This window comes from Parabacteroides sp. An277 (assembly GCF_002159645.1).
Taxonomy (GTDB): Bacteria; Bacteroidota; Bacteroidia; order Bacteroidales; family Tannerellaceae; genus Parabacteroides.
Genome location: NZ_NFJB01000002.1, coordinates 1 through 24142, shown reverse-complemented (window position 1 = coordinate 24142; position 24142 = coordinate 1). Strand labels below are relative to the sequence as shown.

General features: G+C 43.6%; 18 protein-coding genes and 3 tRNA genes. 17 read left to right on the top strand and 4 right to left on the bottom strand.

Translation table 11 applies throughout. The features are described 5' to 3' along the window. Positions 1–69 precede the first annotated feature (69 nt). On the bottom strand, positions 70–1425 hold the full coding sequence (gene tig, locus B5F77_RS01050) for a trigger factor (protein ID WP_087326353.1): 1356 nt from the start codon (positions 1423–1425) through the stop codon (positions 70–72). 938 nt (positions 1426–2363) lie between these two features. Next, positions 2364–6206, bottom strand: a complete 3843-nt coding sequence (locus B5F77_RS01045; protein ID WP_087326350.1) for a DUF6383 domain-containing protein — start codon at positions 6204–6206, stop codon at positions 2364–2366. Between the two features lie 630 nt (positions 6207–6836). Between B5F77_RS01045 and B5F77_RS01040 the strand changes: the two genes are divergently transcribed. Then, entirely contained in the window at positions 6837–7637 is an 801-nt protein-coding gene (locus tag B5F77_RS01040) for a HipA family kinase (protein WP_140392786.1), read from the top strand. Next, positions 7634–7993 carry a hypothetical protein gene (locus B5F77_RS01035; RefSeq protein ID WP_087326344.1) on the top strand — a complete coding sequence of 120 codons (360 nt, stop codon included), beginning with the start codon at positions 7634–7636 and terminating at the stop codon, positions 7991–7993. Before B5F77_RS01040 ends, B5F77_RS01035 begins: the two co-directional genes overlap by 4 nt. Before the next feature lie 67 nt (positions 7994–8060). On the opposite strand, the gene B5F77_RS01030 is transcribed toward B5F77_RS01035, so the two are convergent. After that, positions 8061–9170 (bottom strand): Mrp/NBP35 family ATP-binding protein, encoded by a 1110-nt coding sequence (locus B5F77_RS01030; RefSeq protein WP_087326728.1) that lies wholly within the window; start codon positions 9168–9170, stop codon positions 8061–8063. A 23-nt stretch (positions 9171–9193) separates the two neighbouring features. Continuing rightward, positions 9194–9952, bottom strand: a complete 759-nt coding sequence (gene trmB, locus B5F77_RS01025) for a tRNA (guanosine(46)-N7)-methyltransferase TrmB (protein ID WP_087326341.1) — start codon at positions 9950–9952, stop codon at positions 9194–9196. Positions 9953–10017: 65 nt separating this feature from the next. Between trmB and surE the strand changes: the two genes are divergently transcribed. The 15 genes from surE to B5F77_RS15510 all read left to right on the top strand — a co-directional run bounded on the left by surE (position 10018) and on the right by B5F77_RS15510 (position 23976). Beyond that, entirely contained in the window at positions 10018–10782 is a 765-nt protein-coding gene (surE, locus tag B5F77_RS01020) for a 5'/3'-nucleotidase SurE (RefSeq protein WP_087326338.1), read from the top strand. Between the two features lie 13 nt (positions 10783–10795). Then, positions 10796–11926: a lipid-A-disaccharide synthase gene (gene lpxB, locus B5F77_RS01015; protein ID WP_087326335.1), complete on the top strand. Its 1131-nt coding sequence runs from the start codon at positions 10796–10798 to the stop codon at positions 11924–11926. A 79-nt stretch (positions 11927–12005) separates the two neighbouring features. Further along, complete coding sequence (locus B5F77_RS01010; RefSeq protein ID WP_087326332.1) at positions 12006–12740, top strand: NigD-like protein; 735 nt, start codon at positions 12006–12008, stop codon at positions 12738–12740. Between the two features lie 399 nt (positions 12741–13139). Continuing rightward, the gene (prmC, locus tag B5F77_RS01005) at positions 13140–13988 is read left to right on the top strand and encodes a peptide chain release factor N(5)-glutamine methyltransferase (protein WP_087326329.1); all 849 of its coding nucleotides are present in this window, start codon (positions 13140–13142) and stop codon (positions 13986–13988) included. Further along, a complete protein-coding gene (locus B5F77_RS01000) occupies positions 13985–14479 on the top strand; it encodes a regulatory protein RecX (protein ID WP_087326326.1) in 495 nt (164 codons plus the stop codon). Before prmC ends, B5F77_RS01000 begins: the two co-directional genes overlap by 4 nt. After that, positions 14460–15143, top strand: a complete 684-nt coding sequence (locus tag B5F77_RS00995) for a ComF family protein (RefSeq protein WP_087326323.1) — start codon at positions 14460–14462, stop codon at positions 15141–15143. The genes B5F77_RS01000 and B5F77_RS00995 overlap by 20 nt, the downstream gene beginning before the upstream one ends. A 101-nt stretch (positions 15144–15244) precedes the next feature. Then, entirely contained in the window at positions 15245–15883 is a 639-nt protein-coding gene (pyrE, locus tag B5F77_RS00990; protein ID WP_087326320.1) for an orotate phosphoribosyltransferase, read from the top strand. A 31-nt stretch (positions 15884–15914) separates the two neighbouring features. Beyond that, a complete protein-coding gene (locus B5F77_RS00985; RefSeq protein ID WP_087326317.1) occupies positions 15915–16325 on the top strand; it encodes a polyketide cyclase in 411 nt (136 codons plus the stop codon). A gap of 106 nt (positions 16326–16431) precedes the next feature. Continuing rightward, a complete protein-coding gene (argH, locus tag B5F77_RS00980; RefSeq protein WP_087326314.1) occupies positions 16432–17772 on the top strand; it encodes an argininosuccinate lyase in 1341 nt (446 codons plus the stop codon). Next, entirely contained in the window at positions 17772–18224 is a 453-nt protein-coding gene (locus B5F77_RS00975; RefSeq protein WP_087326311.1) for a hypothetical protein, read from the top strand. Before argH ends, B5F77_RS00975 begins: the two co-directional genes overlap by 1 nt. Positions 18225–18326: 102 nt before the next feature. Beyond that, positions 18327–18399 (top strand) — tRNA-Gly (locus B5F77_RS00970). 21 nt (positions 18400–18420) lie between these two features. Then, a tRNA-Leu gene (locus tag B5F77_RS00965) sits at positions 18421–18505 on the top strand. Between the two features lie 8 nt (positions 18506–18513). After that, a tRNA-Gly gene (locus tag B5F77_RS00960) sits at positions 18514–18586 on the top strand. Positions 18587–18662: 76 nt separating this feature from the next. Beyond that, a complete protein-coding gene (locus B5F77_RS00955) occupies positions 18663–19187 on the top strand; it encodes a DUF4833 domain-containing protein (RefSeq protein ID WP_087326308.1) in 525 nt (174 codons plus the stop codon). A gap of 676 nt (positions 19188–19863) precedes the next feature. Continuing rightward, complete coding sequence (locus B5F77_RS15510; RefSeq protein ID WP_140392785.1) at positions 19864–23976, top strand: DUF6383 domain-containing protein; 4113 nt, start codon at positions 19864–19866, stop codon at positions 23974–23976. The last annotated feature ends 166 nt before the right edge of the window (positions 23977–24142 follow it).

Sequence of the window (24142 nt, the reverse complement as noted above, 5' to 3'; positions counted from 1 at the left end):
CTACTTTTCTCAGGAGGAAATCCCTTTTTTGCTATTTTTTGTCTTTTTTATCAGTGTGTTTGACGCACTTTAAGCAAATAATTTAGCGAATTCTTCTGCGGAAAGCAGTTTGAGGTCCAATGAAACTTGTTCCTTCATCCAAGTAGCCAACTTCTCATCTTTCGCACGTTCTTTGATGTTTTCCATCGTTTGTCTGTTCTTCAACATTTCCTTGGCATAGTTGTCTAAGACGTCTTCCGGAACAGACAGCATGCCGTATTGTGCGAATTGAGCTTTAGCTACGCGCTTAGCATATTCGTCGATATCCTCATCGTTTACTTGAATATTGGCTTGGCTCACCAAGCTGTTTCGGAGGATGTCGTAAAGCAAGGCGTCGCGGCTGGATTCGTAATAGTCTCTTTCCAACGCTTCTTCAGTTGCCTTTTCGTTCGTCAGCTTCAACCAACGCAATAGGAGGTTGTCTGCCAACTTGATGTCGCCTGCTTTTTGCATTAACAAGGGGCGTGCGTCATTCAAGAACTTGTAGTCGCTCTGCGGAGTGAATTGCTCTTCCAGGGCTTCGCGGATGTTGTTTTTAAACTCTTCTTCGCTGGTAACGACGTTTTCGCCGAATACCTTGTCGAACAGTTCCTGGTTCAGTTCCGCATTCTTATGGCGCGTGATTTCTTTGATTTCGAAGCTAAAGTCGCCTGTCAATTCAGCCACCTGTTCCTTCTTTACGCGCAAGAAGCTGGCGATTTCCGGTTCAGAACCGTTGAACGCCTTGTGCGGATTGAAGACAATCACCGAGTTTGTCTTTGCCCCGATGAATTTGGCTTTCTCTTCGTCGTTTTTGATATATTGAGGCATCAACACGGCGTTTTCTACCACGATGCCGCCCTCTTTCGGAGTGCCGTTTTCCAATTCGGCGATAGTACCCTTCACCAAGTCCTTTTCTTCCGCTTCGTCTACCTTCTCATACGAACCGAAGTTGGCTGCATAAGCTTCTACTTGCTTATTCAGCATATCGTCGTCGATATTCACTTTGTAATACGTCAGCGTGTCTTCTTTGCCCAATGCAATATTGAGTCTGGGGTAAAGAATGACGTCGAAGTTGAAGGTGAAATCTTCTTGCGTGTCCAAATCCACGTTAGAAGGTTCAGCTTCGCTTGGCATCGGTTCGCCAAGGATAGGAAGATTCGTATCTTTTACATACTTGAACAAGTTTTCGGATACCAAACGGTTAATCTCTTCCAATAAAAGGCTTTTGCCGTACATTTTCTTAATCATCCCCATCGGAACCATCCCGACGCGGAAACCCGGTACATTTGCCCGACGGCGAGCCGTGCGTAATTTTGCCTCTACGGCTGCCGCATAGTCGTTCTTTACAATGTCCAATCTAATAAGACCCCACGTAGGGTCTTTTTCTACAAAAGAAACGTTCATTCTGAATGATGTATTTAATTAATTATTCAATTCTCAATTGAGGCTGCAAAAATAGGTTTATTCTTTTAATATCGCAAATTGTTTGCCTAAATTGTTGTGAAACGCAGCTTAAACGGCTCTTTGCGGTGCCTTGCTTTTCCCCTTGTGCCACCTGGAACGGAGTCGAAAGGTCTCTCCCAACGCCTGATGGGGATGCCTTCCCTTCGGCCGCCCTGTCCTTAGTTCATATTTCAGGGGCTGTGTCAAAATAGGAAATGGCACACAGAGGACGCAGATTTAACAGATGACCGCAGATTCTTTTTTATTGATTATAACTAAATAAATCTGTGGTTATCTGTTTAATCGGTGTTCAGTGTGCCATATACCCATTATGACACACCTTATTTTTACTTTGCATCAGAAGCCCTCCAAACAAACCTTAATATTTGCGTCGATACCAGACGTAGTACTACGTTCGATGCAGACGTAACGCTACGTTGGGTCACCACATAGTACTACGTCACCTCCGAACGTAGGCCTACGTTCGATACCTCCGGAAAATGTTCCGAGGCTAACCGTGTGGCAGTGCTGAGGCTAACCGTGTGGCAGTGCTGAGGCTAACCATGCGACGGTGCTGAGGCTAACCGTGTGGCGGTGCTGAGGCTAACCGTGTGGCGGTGCTGAGGCTAACCGTCCTATGGTTCTAATAGGCAACTAAAAAGCCCCTTCTCGGCCGAAACCGAAAAGAGGCTCTTAAGAGTTTTACGCTCCGGTCTTCCCAGAAGGGAGCGCCTTGAATAGAATTTTCTACTAATATTAATACTAACGTATTTCTTTGGCTGCGGCGACTCTCGCGAGGGGCTGATGCAGCTTATTAACTATTTATTAACAACTTAAATTTATAATGTTATGAACTTTGTTCAATGGATAATTGTCAATTGTCACCTGTCAATTGTCAATTATTTAACGACTACCTTGAACGATTCGCCGTCTACCGATACCACTGCGATACCAGCCGGAACTGCGATCGTCTCATTATCCGAGTTGATTGTCTCGTTAGCGACAACCTTACCCAAGATAGTAGCAATCACTACGTTCTTGCCTTCCGCACCCTTGATGGTTACGGCACCGTCAGTAGCAACTACTGAAACTGCACCTTCAGCGGTGATTGTCTCGTTAGCTGTCGGGTCAGAAGCCTCAGCTGTCAAGTTGAATTCTTCACCCTTCGTGTAACCTTTAGCAACTACTACTACACCATTGACAGTCTTCAAATAACCATCTTCTGCGACGCTCGGACGCTTGTCGTTTGCAATGTAACTATTGTAGTCATAGTAACCTGTCTGGATCTTGAATGCGCTTTCTTCGCCTTCGTTGATCGAATTCACATAACGGAATGCGAACTTAGCTACGTTGAAGTCGCGTGTGCTGAGGTCGATTACATCGGCCGGGTTGTTTGACTTCTGGTAGTTTTCGTCTGTGATATAGAGCTTGTCGCCCGTATGGAAACCATAAACGAATGATAACTTAGCATACGGTTCGTCAACCTCTTCTTCGTTGATGTACTTGTTCGTATGGATAGCACCCTTTGTATAAGCTACATAAGCCGTATCGATCATGTTCACCAAGAAGCGTCCGTAAGTAGTATCCGGATGAACAGCCGGGTGTCCAGGAATGTCGCAAGGCAATTCAGGCACATACTTCGGATTGACAACCAACAAATACTGGTAGCGGTTGTTGTGACCACGGTTCACGTAAGCCGTATCCACGTAGAGGGCCGGAGCCATATCCGTAATCTGTGCAATGTTGCCCAAGTTCAAGAACTGGCCGTTTTCGTACATCACTTCGTAATCGTTTTCTTCGCGGAACAGACGGATCGTATCGCCACGGTCTAACAACTTGTATTCCGGAGCATCCACAATCTGAAGGTCGAACAAGTCGTTCGAATTTACTTGGTCGTAAGCCAATTCAACTTCTACAGCACCCTGCTTAGTAGTCGTTGCGCCATACAACTTGTTATCCAAGTTCAATGTGTAGCAATGATTCTTTTCATTGTATTTGATACCTAACACATTGTACAGACCATTTTGCTTTTCCTTCAATACAAAGCGATAAGCCTCTTTCAAATCCTTCGTAGACGAAGTAGTTGAGTTCGGGTCGCAAATCATCGACAAGATATCCAATGTCTGCGGATTTTCGTAAGTCAGGTATTCACCGTTCTTCGTATTCTGCAGTACATAGCTTACCATTGCCAATGTATCCGTTGCTTCCTGATACTTGTCCTTCGAATCGTAGTAACCTACTGTATTGAATACATATACAGAGTCTGTCGGAGTTTTCACGCCACCGAATGTATTGTAAGTTCTGGCAGCCGTCATCGGAACCAAGCTCCAAGTAGCAGCGTCACCGACTTCCTTCGTCAAGCCCAGTAAGTGCTTGCCTGAATGGTTTTCAGTTACGTAGAAGTCCGTTTCTTCCGTAGAAGCTACTGCCAAACGATATTGCGTATCCAATACATCTTCAGCCTTGAAGTTTGCATAACCGTCCATCTGAACGCGGTCGTTCTTCAATTCAGAAGCGGCAGAAGGAGCGATGATCAATGTATCACGCGTAGCTGCGCTTCCATAACCGCTGAACTTCGCACTACCGTTATAATATACAGCATACTGGTTGTCGCCTAAGTAGTACATATTTTCTACTTGGAACGATTTGCCCGATTCGCGGTTCGTGAAAGTAAATGCATAGCTATCTTCAGCTTCCGTCTCTTCATCAACTGTAGCCTCTGTAGCCGTTACAGCCCATTGTCCTTCCGGTTTGCTGAACAAGAACTTGCTTGCCTGAACAGCAGCAACATTGCCATCTTCATTCATGGCAATCACTTTGTTGTTATTGCGAGCATTCGAAGTCTTCAAGGTGATGTTGACATACTTATTCAGCAACGGGTTGTTCTCTGCGTCTGTAGTCTGAACCATAGCTGGGCTTCCGAATACAGCGTATACAGGATTACCAACGCCCATTAAACCAGCAGACAAGAAGTAGCCAGAAGCATTATTGTAAGAGATAACACGATATTCATTCCGATTATTGGCAGGAGAAACTCCCTTCACTTTAATCAAATCGATATCCTGCTTATGAGAATCCTTATAAGTAATTGTAAATGTATAAGCTACATTTTGTTTCGTCTCATAAGCATCATCGCCACTCTTCGCATTCAAGATAGCAACCATATCGGCATTCGAGAAAGTCTTGAACTTGAATCCGCCGCCAGCACCATTGAATTCATTAATACCTTCTACAGACCACTTATGATCTTCATCCAAATCCAATACGATGATGCCACTTTCGTTAGCCAACAGATATTCTTCGTAATTAGCCGCATTGTTATCATCTGCAGAATAAGCCTTAAAGCCAGCCACACTACCAGAATTCGCAGCAACCTTTTTACCATCCTTATCTACAGGATAAACCGGACGCAACTTGCCTACAAACGGATTACCTTGCAAGTTTGTAGTAGCCTTATCTGTATCATTGTTCTTCAATGTCATATAGAAGCCGTCGCCCGTCTTATCTGCCAACTCTTGTGCATTGTAAGCTGAAGAAGCTACGATGGCTACGCCGAAGGCTGAAGCACCACCTTCTGAGATAGAAACCCAAGAGAATGTTTGAGTTGTAGCGTCATACTTAACAGCTCTGCCTTCATCTTTAGCATCTATCAAATAGAAAGCATTATAAGCGTTTCCTACGCTTTCAATCTTAAATTCATAAACATCATCGATAGACAACTCTACATTCTCATTGTTCGTGAATTTGTAAACACCCGGATTCTTCTTGTCTTCCGAAATCGTCCAGTAAGCATTGTCAGCAGCTTCGCCTAATGTAGCATTAGAGCTCTTGTCTTGTGCAACCACATCAGTCTCATTGCCTACCTTCAATAAGAAAGTACCGCCAACTTCAAACGAAACAATTCCTGTTGGAGCTACCACGCCTGTTTCTGCTACACCTGACGTTGCAGATGCCGCATCAGTTGCTGCCTGACCTACATACAATTTATTATTGTATACAGAAACAACTTCGCCTGTTTCGCCTAAAGTGAATACACCTTCCTCAAAACCAGCAATGTTCTTGGCTGTTAATTCAGGCATAGCTGATGTTACAATACCATCTTTAACCGTCCATTGAGCAGACTCAATAGGATTAGTAGCCAGATGTATTTCCAATTCTGTTGCATTCATCAATACAACTTCAGCTTCACCTGCTGCATTTGTAGAGATTACCAAGAATTCATCGCCTACCTTAAAGAAAGCAGGTTCTTCTACATCAGCAACGTTTGCAGAAATGGCATATAAAGAAAGAGGTGTAGCACTTCCCGAATATCCACTTTCTTCTGCAGGAGCAATATACCTAGTTGTTCCACTTGCACTATAGCCCAAACCATTCTTCGCATTCCAAGTCAAATCAGCTTGACTACTGTTGGCTCCTAATGCAAAATTTGTGTTTGTCCATCTGATGTAGCTCTCTCCTTGAGTCACATACCATTTTGAACTTGTTTTTGTAAATTCAAAGAGATAATCTGCAGAATTTTCAGCATTTGCTGTAGCAAAATCAGCTAATGTCTTATCTACAGCTTTCAATGTACCATCTTCCGATACCAATACTTTTGCATTCTCTGTACCCAGTTCTGCAGAAGCAATAATGAAAGATTGGTTTGTTACCGGACCTGTCACCTTAATTACTCCTGCCTCTGCCGTCAGAGAATAACCGGCTGCCACGAAAGCAGCCAGCATCAGAGATAATTTTTTGTTCATAAAACTTAAACTTTTAAATATTAATAATAAAGTGATTGTCATTCTTCGATTTTACGAATGCTAACAAACTCGATAAGTTTATGAACAGGCATAAAAAAGCGGGCTTGTTACTATTGTCAACTTTGAGGCTCTGGTAAGCCCACACAACAACAATAGAACAAAGCCCGCGCTTTATACGATTATATTTTTAATCTCCATCTGACCATATCATATAATATGGTATAGGAAACCCCACAAATAATCTGTACTACACGCAAGCATTTATTGTCCATTATTCCGTTGTGTTAGAAATTTACCAGATTTCAAAGTTGGAATAATCTTCGTAAAATGCTTGTCAATATTTCATCGATTCCCTAAGGCGAAACCCCATTCGCTGCGGAATCGATGCAAAGGTAAGGAGGAAAAATGAAATAGCAAGAGATTTAAAGAAAAAAATTCGAGTTCTTATCCGAAAGCAGGGGATTCGAGGACGAAACCCCAGGGTTTGGAGGATAAAAACCGGTTTTAAACGCAAAAGATACCGTAGTTTCCAACGATTAAAACTATGTTTTTGTATACAAGCGCAATATGGAAGAATGTTGCAGAGGGACGGAATATTTACTAAATTTGTGGCGGAAGAAAGGTCGGCTTATGGTGATACCCCAATTATATAGTATAAAGGAAATAGAAAAGCAGTATGACACTGGCGAATTACCCGTATTGGTTACATGCTCAGATATGAATGCCTATATCTGCAAGTATATGCGTTCCTCCTCGGCGGCGTACAAATTGGTAAGCGAGTTGGTGGGGGCTTTGTTTGTCAAAGCATGGAAGATTGCTTCTCCTCCTTGTGCTTTTGTGCAAATAAAGACGGAGCATTGGGCGGCAATACAAACACCGCGAAACTTGTCCGCACCTTGTTGGGGATATTTAGAATTACAAGGGGTCATGGATGTTACTTCGTCTACGTATATTGAGATAGAAAACAATTTGAATACGTGGTTGCAGTTATTGAAAATCGCATTGTTCGACTTTTGGATAGCGAATGAAGATAGAACGTATAATAATGCTAATTTGTTGTACGATATGCAGAATCGTACATTAATATCCATCGATTATGGAGGTATATTCAATACTTCGACTTTCGAGTATCCACTTTCGCAATTGATGCCTACAGATACAATCCTATATGCGGATATTTTCCATCATTTGAAAAGGAATGCTAATGATGTGCAATTAGGAAAAATGATAAATGAAATGGAGGCATATTATAGAGTTAATATCAAAGAAAGTTATGAATGCGTTGATTTTATCTTACACTCTATACCTGCTGAGTGGAATGTGCGTATATCGTTAGTTGAACATAAATTACACGAACTATTTGACTCTATTTGGTTAGATGAAGTATGGTCGAATTTTAAAGATTGTTTAATACAGAATTTTCAAGCATGAAGAAAGATAAGTTTTCATACAGCATTATTTATGGTGTAATTCGCCCGGAAATATCGGAACGTTTGAGCGTTGGGTTAATCATTGTAGATGGTGACAATGTGAAGGTGCGTTACTCTCCAGAGAAATTGGATGTTTTCAAATTATTGCTTTCGCCTGAGGTATATAAATCCATGGGTAATTTGCTGAGATTGTGGACTGAGAAGAATATAATAAACATGGGCAACATTGATTATTTGTCGCGCTACATGAATAATTTGATAACCTTTTCGCCTCTCCAGACCATTGATTTAGAACCTTCGCAGGAAAATGAGGATTGGTTGTATCGGAATTATGTGGCTATTACGCGGGAGAGATGAAAGCCAGAAGCAGGGAGCTTTCTCCCTAAAAAGAAAGTTCCGTGCCTCTAAGTCTTTGTGTATAGCATTATTTCTTCGTCACATGGACCCGTTGTGTCGGTGCCAGATGAGCATTTCGATAATCGATTTGCTCCACCAGGTTGGCTGCCAGGTCTCGGAAAGCGGCGCCGGTCAGGCTGTCCGGGTTCAACGCGACAGGTTGGCCATTATCGCCTCCTTCGCAAATGCTTTGCACAATCGGAATTTGGCCCAGGAGCGGGACGTGCAGCTCTTCCGCTAACCGTTTGCAACCCTCTTTACCGAAGATATAATACCGGTTGTGAGGTAATTCTGCCGGCGTGAACCAAGCCATATTTTCAATTAAACCCAACACCGGGACGTTTACCTTTTCGCCTGTAAACATGCTAATACCTTTGCGGGCGTCGGCTAAGGCCACTTCTTGCGGTGTGCTGACGACAATGGTGCCGGTAATGGCGAGCGTCTGCACCATCGTGAGATGAATGTCGCTTGTGCCAGGAGGAAGGTCGATGAGGAAATAATCCAAATCTCCCCAATTCGCATCGCCAATTAATTGCTTCAAGGCATTGCTGGCCATTGCCCCACGCCAAAGAACGGCATCCTCCTTATTGACAAAGAAGCCGATGGAAAGCATTTTCACGCCATAGTTTTCAGCTGGTTCAATCAGTTCGCGGCCATCCACTTCTACCATGTAAGGACGTGCGTCTTCGAGGTGAAACATCTTGGGCTGAGAAGGACCGAAGATATCGGCATCCAGCAATCCGACTTTATACCCCAGTTGAGCCAATGCAACCGCGAGGTTGGCCGCTACGGTACTTTTGCCCACACCACCTTTACCCGACGATACAGCGATGATATTCTTCACTTCGGGTAAGAGTTTGTCTGGTTCGGGGCGAGCCAACTGGCGTGCTTTGACGGTGATGTTGTTTCGGATATTAACATCCGGACTGACATACGTAAGGATAGCCGTTTCGGCAGCTTTTACCACCGAGCGGATAAAAGGATCGTTCGGTTTGTCGAAGAGCAAAGAAAAGGTGACGTTCATGCCGTCAATACGGATGTTGTCTTCTACCATGCCCATCTCGACCAAATCTTTGCCTGTACCCGGATAACGCACGGTCTTGAGCGCATCCAGAATTAATTGAGGATAAAGAGTCATAATTTTATAGGTGTTAATTATTTTCATTTTCCTGCCGCCAACGCGCTTCGTTTGCTTCGATTGAAGCTGCGGTAGCTATCATATTCGATTTCTACATCCGGTTCGACGAGCGTTTCGCGTGGCTCGCATACGAACTGGATGTATTTAATGTTCAAGCCACGGTCCAACCATTGCTGCTCGTAATAGGTACGGATGGAAAGGATATCATTTGCCATGCCGCTATGATATAAGTCGTCTGTACAGACTCGGATCGGATAATGATTGACTTTCGCCATCTCGCACGTGTAGGTAAACATAAAGTTACTGTCAGTCTTGAGATGGATAAGTCCGTCACCTGACAGGATTTCGCGGTAAAGACGCATAAAACGTGTCGACGTGAGTCGTTTGTTTACTTTCTTCATTTGTGGATCGGGGAAAGTAATCCAAATTTCGGACACTTCGCCCGGCGCAAAGAAATGGGCAATCAGTTCGATGCTGGTACGGAGGAACGCTACGTTCGTCATGCCTGCTTCGAGCGATTCCTTTGCGCCGCTCCACATACGCGCCCCTTTGATATCTACACCAATGAAATTTTTTTCTGGAAACAATCGCCCCAAACCCACGGTATATTCTCCCTTGCCGCATCCCAATTCGAGTACAATCGGGTGGTCGTTGTGGAAGAATTGCTCGTTCCAATGTCCGCGCATCGGAAAACCTTCTGCCTGCAACACACTAAAAGGATACTGAAATACATGCGGATAACCCGCCATGTCGTCAAATTTCGCTAATTTATTCTTTCCCATGTCGCAAAGATAATACCTTTTTTCTACCTTTGCCAACCTAAAAGCATAAACAGAAAGGAAAAAATATGACAAGAAAGAAACCCTTAATATTGATAACAAACGACGACGGATTTCAAGCGAAAGGAATCCATGAGTTGATAAAAGCTTTAAAAGGATTAGGCGATTTGGTGGTTATGGCACCAGACGGGCCTCGTTCGGGTATGTCGAGTGCTATTACCTCGCTGGTACCTATTAAATATAAGGTAGAGCAGAAAGAAGAAGACTTGACAATATATAGTTGTACAGGGACGCCGGTCGATTGCGTGAAGCTGGCTATTAACGAAGTGCTCGAACGCGAACCGGATTTGCTGGTCTCGGGTATTAATCATGGAGGGAATATGGCTATATGCGTAAATTATTCCGGAACGATGGGCGCTACGGCCGAAGGGTGTATTTTTGGCGTGCCATCAATGGGCGTATCGCTTTTAGATCACCATCCAGATGCCGACTTTACAGAATGTGCTCGCCTTGGACGAGTTTTAGCGGAGAAAGTATTGGCTGAAGGATTACCGCACGGCACCTATCTTAACTTGAATGTCCCTCGACTTATTCCCGTGAAAGGTCTGAAGGTATGCCATCAAGCGGATGGTCGCTGGATTAAAGAATTCAAACACGGAGAAGATGGAGGTGGACATCCCGTTTACTGGCTTACCGGCGAGTTTCGAAATGATGATATGAAAGAGGATAACGATATGCGTTGCCTCGACGAAGGTTATGCGACGTTGGTGCCTTGCAAGATAGACGTCACGGATTATACGTTCCTGTCTACCTTGAAAGATTGGCATCTTTAATCTGATCCTGTCGATGAAATACTATCTTATAGCCGGGGAAGCTTCCGGCGATTTGCACGCCTCCAATTTGATGCGGGCACTTCAAGCGGAGGATGCAGAGGCTGATTTTCGTTTCTTAGGTGGCGATTTGATGCAATCCGTAGGAGGAACGCTTGTCAAGCATTATCGCGAGATGGCGTTTATGGGTTTCATTCCGGTATTGATGAATCTCCGTACCATCTTGCGTAATATGAAACTCTGTCAAGAAGACATTCGTCAATATGCTCCGGATGTAGTGATTCTGGTAGATTATCCCGGTTTCAATCTGAAGATGGCTAAGTTTGTTAAGACGGTATTGCATCTGCCGGTTCATTATTATATCTCTCCGAAGATTTGGGCCTGGAAGCAATACCGTATCAAAGCTTTTCGGAAGTATGTGGATTATATTTATTCCATTTTGCCTTTCGAACCCGCTTTCTTCCGGAAGTTAAATTATGAGGTGGATTACGTAGGCAATCCTTCGCTTGATTCCGTAGCGGGCTATCAGGCGAGAGCCGTTGACCGCGTCCATTTCCTTCGCACGAACCAACTGGAAGATAAACCTATCCTGGCACTTGTGGCCGGAAGTCGGCGCCAAGAAATTCGGGATAATCTGCCTACCATGCTCCGTGTGGCAGCCCGTTTCCCGCAATTTCAAGCCGTTATTGCTGGAGCTCCAGGCATACATCCGGACGAATATAAGCCATTCTTGGGCGGAAATCAAGCGAAAGTCCTGTTTGGGCAAACCTATCCGTTGCTTCAACATAGTGCGGTAGCGTTGGTTACGTCCGGTACGGCTACACTTGAGACGGCACTATTCCGTGTTCCGCAAGTCGTATGTTATTATGTGAAGGGCGGGCGGTTGGTTAATTTCGTCTTCCGTCATTTCTTTCATACGCCTTATATCTCATTGGTCAATCTCATCGCCGGACGCGAAGTGGTGCAAGAACTCTTCGGAGCTCGTTTTTCGGAAAAGAACATCACCGAAGAATTGGAACGTATCCTTACGGATAAGGCTTATTGCATGCGCCTCTTGGAGGGATACGAGACGATGCTTCAGCAATTGGGCAAGCCGGGAGCTTCGGCACGGGCCGCCTCGCTTATCGTGCATCGTCTGCGTTCTTAACTTCTTTTTAAGAAATGGAATGCAGCATAGTATTTGACAAATACGTCTTTTTAAGCGTAACCTGATAAATAAAAGCAGTATGAAACTAACAAGATGGATTATCCTGATGGGGTTGATGGCGTGGAGCTTGCTGGCATTCACGTCTTGTTCGGATGAGGATGGATACGATTTAGGAAACTTTACAGTGGAAGTGTTGACTGTTGTTCCGGAAGGAAATACTTATTATTTATTGCGTGATAATGGCGAGACACTTTGGCCTTTCGCTTCTAATGAAATGGATTATGTCCCGTCGCATACGCGTGCTTCGGTCAATTATACGTTGCTTTCTGATTCGATTCCGGGCTTCAGCCATGGTATCAAGGTGAATTGGATTGAGAATATCTTGACGAAAAACATCGCGCGTTATGAAGGTGCTGCCAATGATTCTATTTATGGTACCGACCCGGTGCAGATTGAAGCGATAGGAATTGGAGGCGGTTATTTGAATGTTTGCTTTGGGGCTAATTTTGGCAATCGGGGCATTGCGCATTACATTAATTTAGTTCCCGTGGCCGAAAAGGATAGTTTACCTTATGTATTGGAATTCCGCCATAATGCTTACGACGACGATGCGCTTTATAGCGCCCGTGGTTTGGTAGCTTTCGATTTGGCTTCGCTTCCCGATACAGGCGGTGAAGATGTAACGCTTACGGTTCGGGTGCATACGTTTGAGGGCGAAAAGGAGTACACGTTGCCTTATAATTCGCGCCCGGCAAGCCAAGGTGATTTCTCGATAGACAATTACGAGCCTGGAATTAATAATTCATGGAAGTAAAGAACAAACCTTCCCACATAACTTTTATTTTGTATTTAGTTCAAGCGCAAGGTATCGTGAGGCACCTTGCGTTTCTTGTGTAAAGTCTTTGGTAATTGGCAAAAATTTCTTTGCCAGGCGAGAAAACTTGTATTTGTACCTATCTTTTCTTTACGTATCGTCGATATTTCTTTATCTTTAGCCTAAAGATATATAAATATCGACGATATTTGTGTAAACATCGTCGATACGTGAAGAATAGGTAATAGGCAAAAGAAGTTTTCATAGGCAGGGACGGAAGTTTCCAAGCAGGCTTTTGTATTTTTTGCGGGAGAATAAGCGCGGGAGGTAGGTAATCTATGGGTTTATTTGCGTATCTTTGCCGGGTATGCTTTTAGGAAAAGATGCAGAAAAGAAGCGATGGCTACAATTGGAGACATAAGGTTTTATATCCGGACGAAACTGGCGGAACGGTATACGCCGACGGAGATTCGCGAACTAACACGCTGGCTTTTGGAAAAGTTGGGTCAGGTGACGGCTCATCGGCTCTTATGGTCGGACGAACCGGTGCCCGACGAGGCGGAAGCGCGGGTGCATGAAGCGGTCGGACGGCTGTTGGCTTATGAACCTATACAATATATAATAGGCGAGGCGGAGTTTGGAGGACGGACGTTTCAAGTGGCGCCTGGCGTCTTGATTCCGCGTCCGGAGACGTGGGAGTTGGTGTGTCTTGTGATAGAAACGCAAGCGCATCGTCCGACGAAGTTGTTGGACATTGGGACGGGAAGCGGTTGCATTGCTATCTCATTAGCGGCTGAATTGCCTGAAGCGCAGGTGTCGGGGGTGGATATTTCCGAGGAGGCGTTGCGCATCGCCCGGTTGAATGCGGAGCGAAACCAAGTTTCCGTGAAATGGATTCACCAAGATATCTTGTCTGAGGAAGCCGACCATCTGTTGGGCGTATATGATGCCCTGGTGAGCAATCCGCCTTATGTGATGGAAAAGGAGAAGGCCACGATGGCGCGCAACGTGTTGGATTATGAACCGGCAAAGGCACTTTTTGTCCCAGACGATGACCCTTTGCTTTTCTATCGCCGCATGGCCCGGTTGGGGCGGGAGCACCTTTCGGAAGGCGGCATGCTCTACTTCGAGATCAATGAGCAATGTGGCCTGCAGGTGAAAAGGCTTCTGGAGGAAACAGGCTATAGGGAAATTGAATTGATACAGGATTTTTACGGCAAAGACCGAATTATAAAAGCAGGCAGATGAAAGAGGTAAACGAACCAGAAATGTTACGCCGGATGGCCGCTTATTGCTCGTCGGCCGAACGATGCGTGCAGGAAGTACGAAAGAAACTGGAGGCCACGACGCTCCAACCCGAGGAAGCTGATCGGATTGTGGCGCGTTTGCTTCACGAGGGTTTCCTTGACGAGCAGCGTTTTGCCCGTGCGTTTGTCAACGATAAGTTCCGTTTCAACCATTGGGGCAAAGTGAAGATTGATTATGAACTTCGTAAAAAGGCAATCCCTCCGGCTTATATCGAAGATGCCTTGGAGAGCCTTTCGGAAGAATCCTATATGTCCGATTTGGTTGCTTTGTTGAAAACCAAGTTGAAGACATTGAAGGCAAAAGACGACCGCGAGCGGTATTATAAACTTCTTCGCTTTGCAGCCGGGCGAGGCTTTTCGGTGCAAGAAGCGAATGTTTGTATCCGCAAACTCTTAAATAATACCGAAGACTATGAAACAACTATGGAATGACATCGTAAATCTATTTTATCCGCGTTTATGTATACTTTGTAGTCGGCCCTTGATTAAAGGGGAAGAACAGATTTGTCTGCATTGCCTCGCTCGTTTGCCCTACATTCGTTATGAAAGCCAACAAAGAGTTGATTCGTGGTTTGCTGGAAAGTCGGAGATACAATATGCCCGTGCTTATCTGCACTACGAAAAAGGTTCGTCTGTCCAACGGTTGATACACGATTTGAAGTATCATGGCAACAAAGAGTTGGCTTATTTGTTGGGACGATGGGCCTTTCTTCGCTTGCAAGCTGAACAAAGTCCGCTTTGCCAGGCTGAAATTTTACTTCCGATACCGCTCCATCCCAAGAAAAAACGCCAACGAGGTTACAATCAAGCCGAATGGATAGCAAAAGGCATCGCCTCGGTGCTGTCTATTCCTATTGATACGACATCGGTCGTTCGTCAAGTGAAGACAGATACGCAGACGCGACGGCATATATACGAACGTTGGACAAACATGGAGGAGGTTTTTACCTTAATTTCAGACGAAGCCTTGAAAGGTAAGCGTGTATTGCTGGTCGACGATGTGCTGACGACAGGTGCTACTTTTAATTCGTGTGCCTCTGTGGTAGACGGAATAGCTGAAATCCGGTTGATGGCATTTGCTTTAGCTCAAGTATAATATGTTTTTCGGCAGGTTTTTCAAATAAAAGCGAAAAATAGGCACGTTTTGTCCGCGAGTTTCGTTACTTTTGCACAACAATATAAATGATAGAGGATTGTATGAAAACACTGGAAAGATTAGTAGCAGAGAAATTATTGAAGATTAAGGCTGTTAAATTACAGCCAGCTAATCCTTTTACTTGGGCTTCAGGTTGGAAATCTCCGATTTATAACGACAATCGAAAAACCCTTTCTTATCCGGAGGTTCGTAGTTTCATCAAATTGGAATTAGCCCGTATGGTTAGCGAAAAGTATGAAAATGTAGATGCTATTGCGGGTGTGGCAACCGGCGCTATTGCGCAAGGTGCTTTGGTGGCGGATTTATTAGGATTGCCTTTTGTGTACATTCGTTCGACTCCAAAAGATCATGGTTTGGAAAATCTAATAGAAGGAGAGTTGAAGCCGGGTTCGAAGGTCGTAATTATTGAAGATTTGGTTTCGACGGGTGGAAGCAGTCTCAAAGCGGTGCAGGCCGTTCGTAATTTTGGATGTGATGTGATTGGTATGGTCGCTATTTTTACCTATGGTTTCCCGGTAGCACAACAAGCTTTTAAGGAAGCGAAGGTAACATTAAATACATTGAGTAACTACGATGCAGTATTGGAAGAAGCGGTTCGCACAGATTATATTGATGAATCGGAAATCGCCGTATTGCAAGAGTGGAGAAAAGATCCGGGAGCTTGGGATCCAGATAAATAATCGAGTAGCAAACAAAGTATCATATTATTGAATGACGGAATTTGTAAGCGGGATCAAGTCGATCCCGCAAAATGATGAACGTATCTTCGGCATGTTGTCTGATCTTTCTAATCTGGAGAAAATAAAAGACCGCATTCCGCAAGATAAGATAAAGGATTTTGAATTCGACCGCGATTCGTGTAGCTTTTCTGTAAGCCCAGTAGGAAAGATTACTTTCCAGATTGTAGATCGCGAACCGAACAAAACCATTAAATTTGCAACAACCAACTCGCCTTTGCCCTTATATTTATGGATTCAGTTGAAACAGGTAGCCGAAATGGATACGCGAATGCGATTGACTGTTCGTGCTGAACTGAATTCTTTTATTCAACCGATGGTTTCCAAACCTTTGCAAGAGGCGGTGGATAAGATTTCGGATGTATTGGCTTCGTTGCCTTATTAAATATATGTATAGTAAAAAAACACAGAGGTACGGCACGATAAATAATTAGCAAGTAACAATTAAAAATGCAGTGCCTCTGTGTTTTCTTTTTCTGAAAATAGAAAGTATGGCTCAGAAACTTTGGGAAAAAAATGTACAGGTGGATCATGAAGTCGACCTGTTTACGGTTGGGAAAGACCGCGAAATGGATTTATATTTGGCCAAGTACGACGTATTAGGTTCAATGGCACATATCACTATGTTGGAAAGTATAGGCTTATTAACTTCGGAAGAACTGGATGTTTTGTTGGCGGAACTGAAGCGTGTCTATGCAGTGGCAGAAACGGGTGAGTTTGTCATTGAAGAAGGTGTGGAAGATGTGCATTCGCAAGTAGAATTGATGCTGACGCGTCAATTGGGTGACGTGGGAAAGAAAATCCATAGCGGACGTTCGCGTAATGATCAGATTTTATTGGATTTGAAATTGTTTACCCGTGCTGAAATCCAGCGGACTGTTTCGTTGGTGCAAGATTTGTTCGATGTATTGCAAGCGCAGAGCGAACGTTATCGGGACGTGTTATTGCCTGGTTATACGCATTTGCAAATCGCGATGCCTTCGTCGTTCGGACTTTGGTTTGGTGCGTATGCTGAGAGTTTGGTGGATGATTTACAACTTCTTCAAGCGGCTTATCGGGTGTGCAATCGGAATCCATTGGGCTCAGCGGCAGGTTATGGTTCCTCTTTTCCTTTGAATCGTCGGATGACTACCGAGTTGCTGGGTTTCGACTCCTTAGATTATAATGTGGTTTATGCGCAAATGGGGCGTGGAAAGATGGAACGTACGGTAGCATTTGCGTTGGCGGGTATTGCAGGAACCTTGTCGAAATTGGCATTTGATGCCTGTATGTTTAATAGTCAAAACTTTGGTTTTATAAAACTCCCGGATCAATTTACAACAGGTTCGAGCATTATGCCTCATAAAAAGAATCCGGATGTATTCGAGCTTACTCGAGCGAAATGCAATAAGATACAAGGTTTGCCTAATCAAATTACGTTGATATGCAATAACCTGCCTTCGGGTTATTTCCGCGATTTGCAAATTATCAAAGAGGTTTTCCTCCCTTCGTTTGGAGAATTGGATGATTGTTTGCGGATGGTGACACACATGATGCGGGAAGTGAAAGTAAACGATCATATATTAAATGATGAACGCTATGCGCCTATTTTCAGTGTAGAAGAGGTGAACCGTTTGGTTCTTTCTGGCGTTCCTTTTCGCGACGCTTACAAGCAAGTCGGTTTGGAAATCGAAGCGGGTCGGTTCGTAGCAGACAAGCAGATTCATCATACGCACGAAGGAAGTATAGGTAACTTGTGTACGACTGAAATCGCTGCGCTGATGCAACAAGTGGTGGATGGATTTTGTTTCGAACGGGTGAATAGGGCAGAACAAGCTTTATTAGGGAGGTAATGAAGATGCGCAAGGTTCTTTTTCTTATTAGTTTATTGATTTCGTTCTCTTGCACTCAAACGGAAGATAATTATTTCCCTTCATACCGTGTCAATTTGGAATTAGATTTGACGTTTGAAGATAAGGCTTTAAACGAACAGATGGCTTATAAGACTTATATTGCAGGGCAAACCTCAGGTTTGGCGGCGAGTGAGCTGACCGGTTTTGGAGGTGTATTGGTGTATCATGGGCTAACGGGCATTGCGGCATACGATTTGGCTTGCCCTTATGAACAAAAACGATCTATTCGGATAGAAGTAGATAGCACGAAATTGTATGCTATTTGTCCAGAATGTGGATCTACATTTAATATTTGGGAAGGGACTGGAACTCATATATCTGGTCCTGCAACACGAGGTTTAAAAATATATTCAACTATCCAGACGGGAAACAAAATTATAGTGACAAACTAAATTTCTTTCTCGAAAAGTTTGGTAGTATAGAAAAAATATCTACCTTTGCACTCGCAACCGAGAACGAGAGCGTTCGGCGAAAGAAATCAGTTGCGAAGCACTGCGGAAGTAGCTCAGTTGGTAGAGCATAACCTTGCCAAGGTTAGGGTCGCGGGTTCGAGTCCCGTCTTCCGCTCATCGCGAAAAGCGGATGGATGCTCGAATGGTGGAATCGGTAGACACGAAGGACTTAAAATCCTTTGGCTATTGCAGCTGTGCGGGTTCAAGTCCCGCTTCGAGTACAAAAATTGCGGAAGTAGCTCAGTTGGTAGAGCATAACCTTGCCAAGGTTAGGGTCGCGGGTTCGAGTCCCGTCTTCCGCTCTTGCTTCCATAGGAGTCTCATGGTTCTTTGATGAATCGTGGGACTCTTTTAGTTTTATGACAAATAGATGGGATTATGAAGAATATATGCCGTTTGATTTTAGTGGGACTTTTGGAATTGGTTTCACTTTTTAGTATTCAGGCAGCTATGCCAGAAGAGGATACGTATCCGACGCCGGAAAGACTTTTTTATATTGCCCGTAGTCTGAATCGTAATCTGGTTTGTTATGATGTGAATGTGCAAGGAGGAAAGCTTGATTTGGACGAGCCGATTGAAGTTTACTGGTTGAATCGTACTGACCGTCCAGGTTATACGAACGGGTTGAATTTCATCCAACGTAAGTTGGCGTATGGATATAAGGTAAAGCAAAAGGGAAACGACGCATGCCGAGTAACGCTTAGTGCTTACCCGCGCGACATTACGATTCGCAAAGAGGGTGATTCCTATCAGGCTTTTGTAGATATCAACGGTTCTCCTGCCCGTCTCGTGTCGCTTTTTGTCCAATTGAAACCCAATAGTTCAATCAACGTGGATTATGTCGAACTTCAAGGATACGCTGTTGAAACGGGAAAACGTGTGACGGAAAGAATACATCAATAATTCCTTACTTTTAATTATAACGAGAATCGCCGACGTTTATAACGAAAAACGCCGGCGATTCTCGTTATAAACGGAAACAATGATAGGCATAAACCCAACGAAAGAATTCTTATCGTGGTTTATCCATGGCGGACATGTAATCGCTCTTGCCTGAATTTGATTTCATCCTCCAAACCGTGGGGTTTCGTCCCTGAATCCCCGCCTTTCGGATAAGAACCTGAAAATTTTCTCGCTTTTTTCTTGCTATTTCATTTTTCCTCCTTACCTTTGCAACGATTCCGCAGCGGAGAGCGTTCCGCCTTTGGGAATCGATGAAATATTGACAAGCATTTTACGAAGATTATTCCGATCTAAAAATCTGGTAAATTTTTAAACACTCTGGAATGATGGACAGTAAATGCTTGCGCTAAATACAGATTATTTGTAGAGATTTCCCAACATTATGTCGAATCGTGTTGAGGAGATTTGAAAATATAATCGTATATAGGCGCGGGCTGTTGTTCTGTTGTTAGAGTGTAGGTTTACCAGAACCTTTAGATCAACGACAAACAACGTAAGCCCGCGCTTTTTTATGTCTATTCATAACCAAAGCCGGGAACGTTGTACTAAGCCTTCGTAAAATTTGAGATTGAGTTTTTTATTTAACTATTTATTAATAAATTAAAAATCAAGTTTTATGAACAAAAAGTTTTCTACGCTTGTAGCGGCGATGCTTGTTAGCAGTTCGTTCGCTTTTGCAGAAACGGTATCCCAAACACCTGCACAATTGGCAGAGCAAGGGATAGAAGTTAGTTCAAATCGGATCATTTTTACAGAAAATGTAGATTTGGGTGACAACTATCTGTTGATTAGCGATAGCCATATGCAGGTTATTGGTAATGGATACACGTTGAAAGGTCGTATCGTCGTAACTGGAGAAGATGTTACTATTAACAATTTGAACATCGTACTTGAGAACAAGGCCGGTAACGCGACTTATCAAAAGACAGCGATTGTTGTTTACGCTTCCTCTGCAACTATTACAAACAATAAAATAGAATGTATAGCTGTGGATGGAAATTTGGCAAATGGCATCTCCATTTTTCCAAAGACAGAGGATGCTGCGTTTACAGTAAGTGGAAATACTATTGAGAATGCCAATGCTGCTGTTGATACGTGGTTGTCTACGGGTATTATGGTATGCGAAGGTCTCTCTTTGAATGGTAGAGTGCCTGGTGTTACAGAAGGTAATTCCGCCAAGTTATCTGATCCGGAAAAGACTTCTATTAGTAATAACACATATGAAGATTGCGCTTGCGATTATTTACTTGTAGAGTATAGCAGCAATGATGCAGATTCGGATTATAAACTTGTACAAGTAACTCCTTTGAAGAATGAAGATGGCACATATGCGAATCAGACGTACATTAACTCATTGGTAAATAATACAGCTGAAGGCGCAGAAGTTATCTTCAACGGTACAAGCGAAACATTGCTGGATGCTTTGAGCAATAAGGAGGAAGGATTTGAAGGTGAAAGTGCTGCCGTTCAGTGCTCCGACAAGAACTTGTTGTTTGGTACAGCGACAGATCCAGACAATGGAAAAGCATCGAACGTGGTAATGCTTGGCGAGGGCGGTAAAGTAACAGCAAACACTCAGTCTTCTGCTCCTGAAACGATCCAAGGCTATGAATTGCAAGCTAAAAATTCTGACAATTATTTCTTATTAGGATTTAAGAATGCAACTTCAGGTAAATTCTATGTAGCTACTGCAGATGAAAATGGTACAGGTAAAGTAATTGAAATTACATCGACAAATGCCGCTTCTTTAGCTGCTAATCCTGCTTATTTGTGGAAAATGTCGGAAAACAAGGTTGGTGATACTTACCAATATACTTTCACGAATAAGCTTGGTGTAGAATTACACACTTCGGCTGCATCTTCAGGTTCTGCTAATCCAACAGGAATGGATAAGATCTTTACAACAGAAGGAAATGCAGCTTATGCAAATGGTTTTGTATTGAGTTTGGATGCTAATGGAACTGCCGATAGTAATGGTTTCTGGACTTTGAACTTAGGCAATAATCAATATTGGGGCCTCTACGAATCAGGTGAAAAGGCTTTCACGGCCGGTTATCTGAATGATTTGGAAGGTGCAAGCTTTGCATTGACTATCAAAGATAACACAGGTAAGAAGGATGCTTTGGAAGGCGAAGATATGTTCGGCTCTTCCATCGTAGCTGAAGCTTCTTATGACGGAGCAACTTCTTACAAGTTCAAAGTTGGCGAAAAGTATATCGTATTGGATACAGAAGACTCTTGGTCTGACAATGGCATTGAACCGGATGGTTTAGGCTATAAGTTCAAGACGATTAGCAAAGAGACTTTGGATAAAGATACGAAAGGTCGTTACAAATCAGACTTTACTATCTATTATCGTGCCGGTGAAGAAACAACTGTTGATGCAAATGGCAATATAATTCCGACAGCAAAAACTGCTATTGAACGTATCGTTGTAGGTGGTTATACATTATCTACTTTCAATACTGAAGAGAAGGATTATTTGACAGTTTCTACAAATGAAAAATTGTTTGCTGTTATCTCCTTCGGTGGTGGTAACCGTGCAGATATCACTAAATTGTTGACGGGTAAGTTCGTGAACATCGAGTTTGTAAACAAGGAATATAAGACATATTCTGACGGCAAAACCATCGACAAAGACCAGCAGTACAAGATGGGCAAGATGTTGGCTATGCAGGCTACCAAAGAGGGTTACAATTTGGAAGCTGAATACATCGGAACTACGAAAGGTGAATATCCAGAAGCTCAGTGGGCTGTTGAGTACAATCAAGACAACAACACGGCTACATTCATCAACCGTGAAAATCCGGATGTGAAGGTAGAAAACGTAGTACTGTACAATACGGATGAAGCTAATGTATATGCAATTACCTCTGTAAATGGTAACGGATACGCGAATGCTATGGATTGGGGCTACGGTAATGTAATGCCGCAAGATACAGTGAAATTGACATTCGTAACTACAGGTATGTTCGACGGCTTCAAGCACGACATCACAAACTTGCAGGATACAATCTACAACATCGCTGCTTTCAAGGCCGTTAATAATGTGAACGATGCATACTGGGTAGAAAAGAACCATAGCACAACACACCAGATTGGTTTGGATGGCGACATCGAAAACGCTGGCGAATGGAACTTGCACGTAGCTATGAAACCGCAGCGTGATGCCGACGGTGAAATCGTGAAGAACGAAAAGGACGAACCGGTAATGGTTCCGGATACCGTATTCGTAAAGAGCACGTTGTATACTTGGGATGCTACGAAGGGCGCTGTACCGAGTGAAAGCGTATTGGCTATCTTCCCGTATGCTATTCAGAACAACGACAACAACGAGTTCGTGAAGTATGATGGTACGCATGGTGTAGAATACTATGTAGCTGATAAGGATAACAAGACAAGTGCTGAAACTGCAGATAACTTCGCATTGAAGATTCAGCCGGATGGTTATCATATCGTTACTTTGAATACGCGTGATTATGACGATGCGATTAACTCAGAAGATGAGGATTTGAAAGCTTATGCTGAATCTCAGATTAAGTTGTATGGTAACTACGATAATGAGTTGGAAGTTAACTACAACGTGACTACTATGGGCGACAAAGTCTTCGCTGGTAATGCCGCAACACGTGGTACATTGGATAGGGTAGCTAATTACTCTTCTGTTTACAACGACGTGATGACAATCACTCCGGTCGGAATGCCTGAATATCGTCCGGTTGTGAAGGCGAACGAAGCTGCATTTGATACAGTTCGTATCTACCGCGACGAGAACCACTCGCAATTGTTGTATGAAAAGAAGGACAACCGGGCTGTCGTAGCAAACGATACGTTGAGCTTCTTGAACATCGACAACGAGAACCAGTTCAAATTGGCTGACGCTATCTTCGTGGATACAGCGTATGTAAATCGTGGCAACAATACTTGCTGGCAGTATCTCTTGGTAGTTGATCCGAACAACGTGAGCGAATGGTATTGCCCAGTAAATGAGGAACACAATACAGAGGCTTGGCGTGAAGCTAACGGCGTAGAACACTGCCACGACGCTATCCGCAAGAACTATGTAGAAGGTCGTTTCTTGGTGAACTTGATGGATACGGCAAATGTATACGAGACAGTTACACAACACAACAACCCGTATGTGAACGAAGTAGAAGCTGGTGTATTCCAAGCTAAGTTGGCGTTCGTACCGGGCAAGCACTTCGGTGATACGTTGGTACTCTATAAGGATGAGGCTATGACTCAGGTGAAGGATAGCTTGTTCTTAGGCGACAAAGACTTCAACATCGCGAAGTTCGCATTCCGTTACCATGACAATGCTGCTGGTTCATTCAAGATTCAGACCCTGTGGAAAGAATTCAATGAAGATGGTGCTTTGAGATTTGATGCAGCAACTCATAACAACGGTTACTTGCGTTGGGAAAATGGTACGGTAGTAGTAGCCGACAGCTACGATAAGGGCGATGTCTTCAACATGACAGAGAACTATATCGAAGGTAACCCGACCGCCAACGAATCCATCACGGCTGAAGGTGCAGTTTCAGTAGTTGCTACTGACGGTGCCGTAGTTATCAAGGGTGCGGAAGGCAAGAACGTAGTGATTGCTACTATCTTGGGTAAGGTTGTCGCTAACGAGACAATCAACTCGGATAACGAAACAATCGCTGTACCGGCTGGTATCGCAGTCGTTTCAGTTGACGGCGAATCGTTCAAGGTAGTCGTTAAATGATTGAACTAAAGTTCATAACACAATAAATTTAAGTTGTTAATAAAATGGGCTGCATCAGCCCCTCGCGAGAGTCGCCGCAGCCAAGAAATACGTTAGTATTAATATTAGTAGAAAATTCTATTCAAAACGCGCTCCCTTCTGGGAAGACCGGAGCGTAAAACTTTTA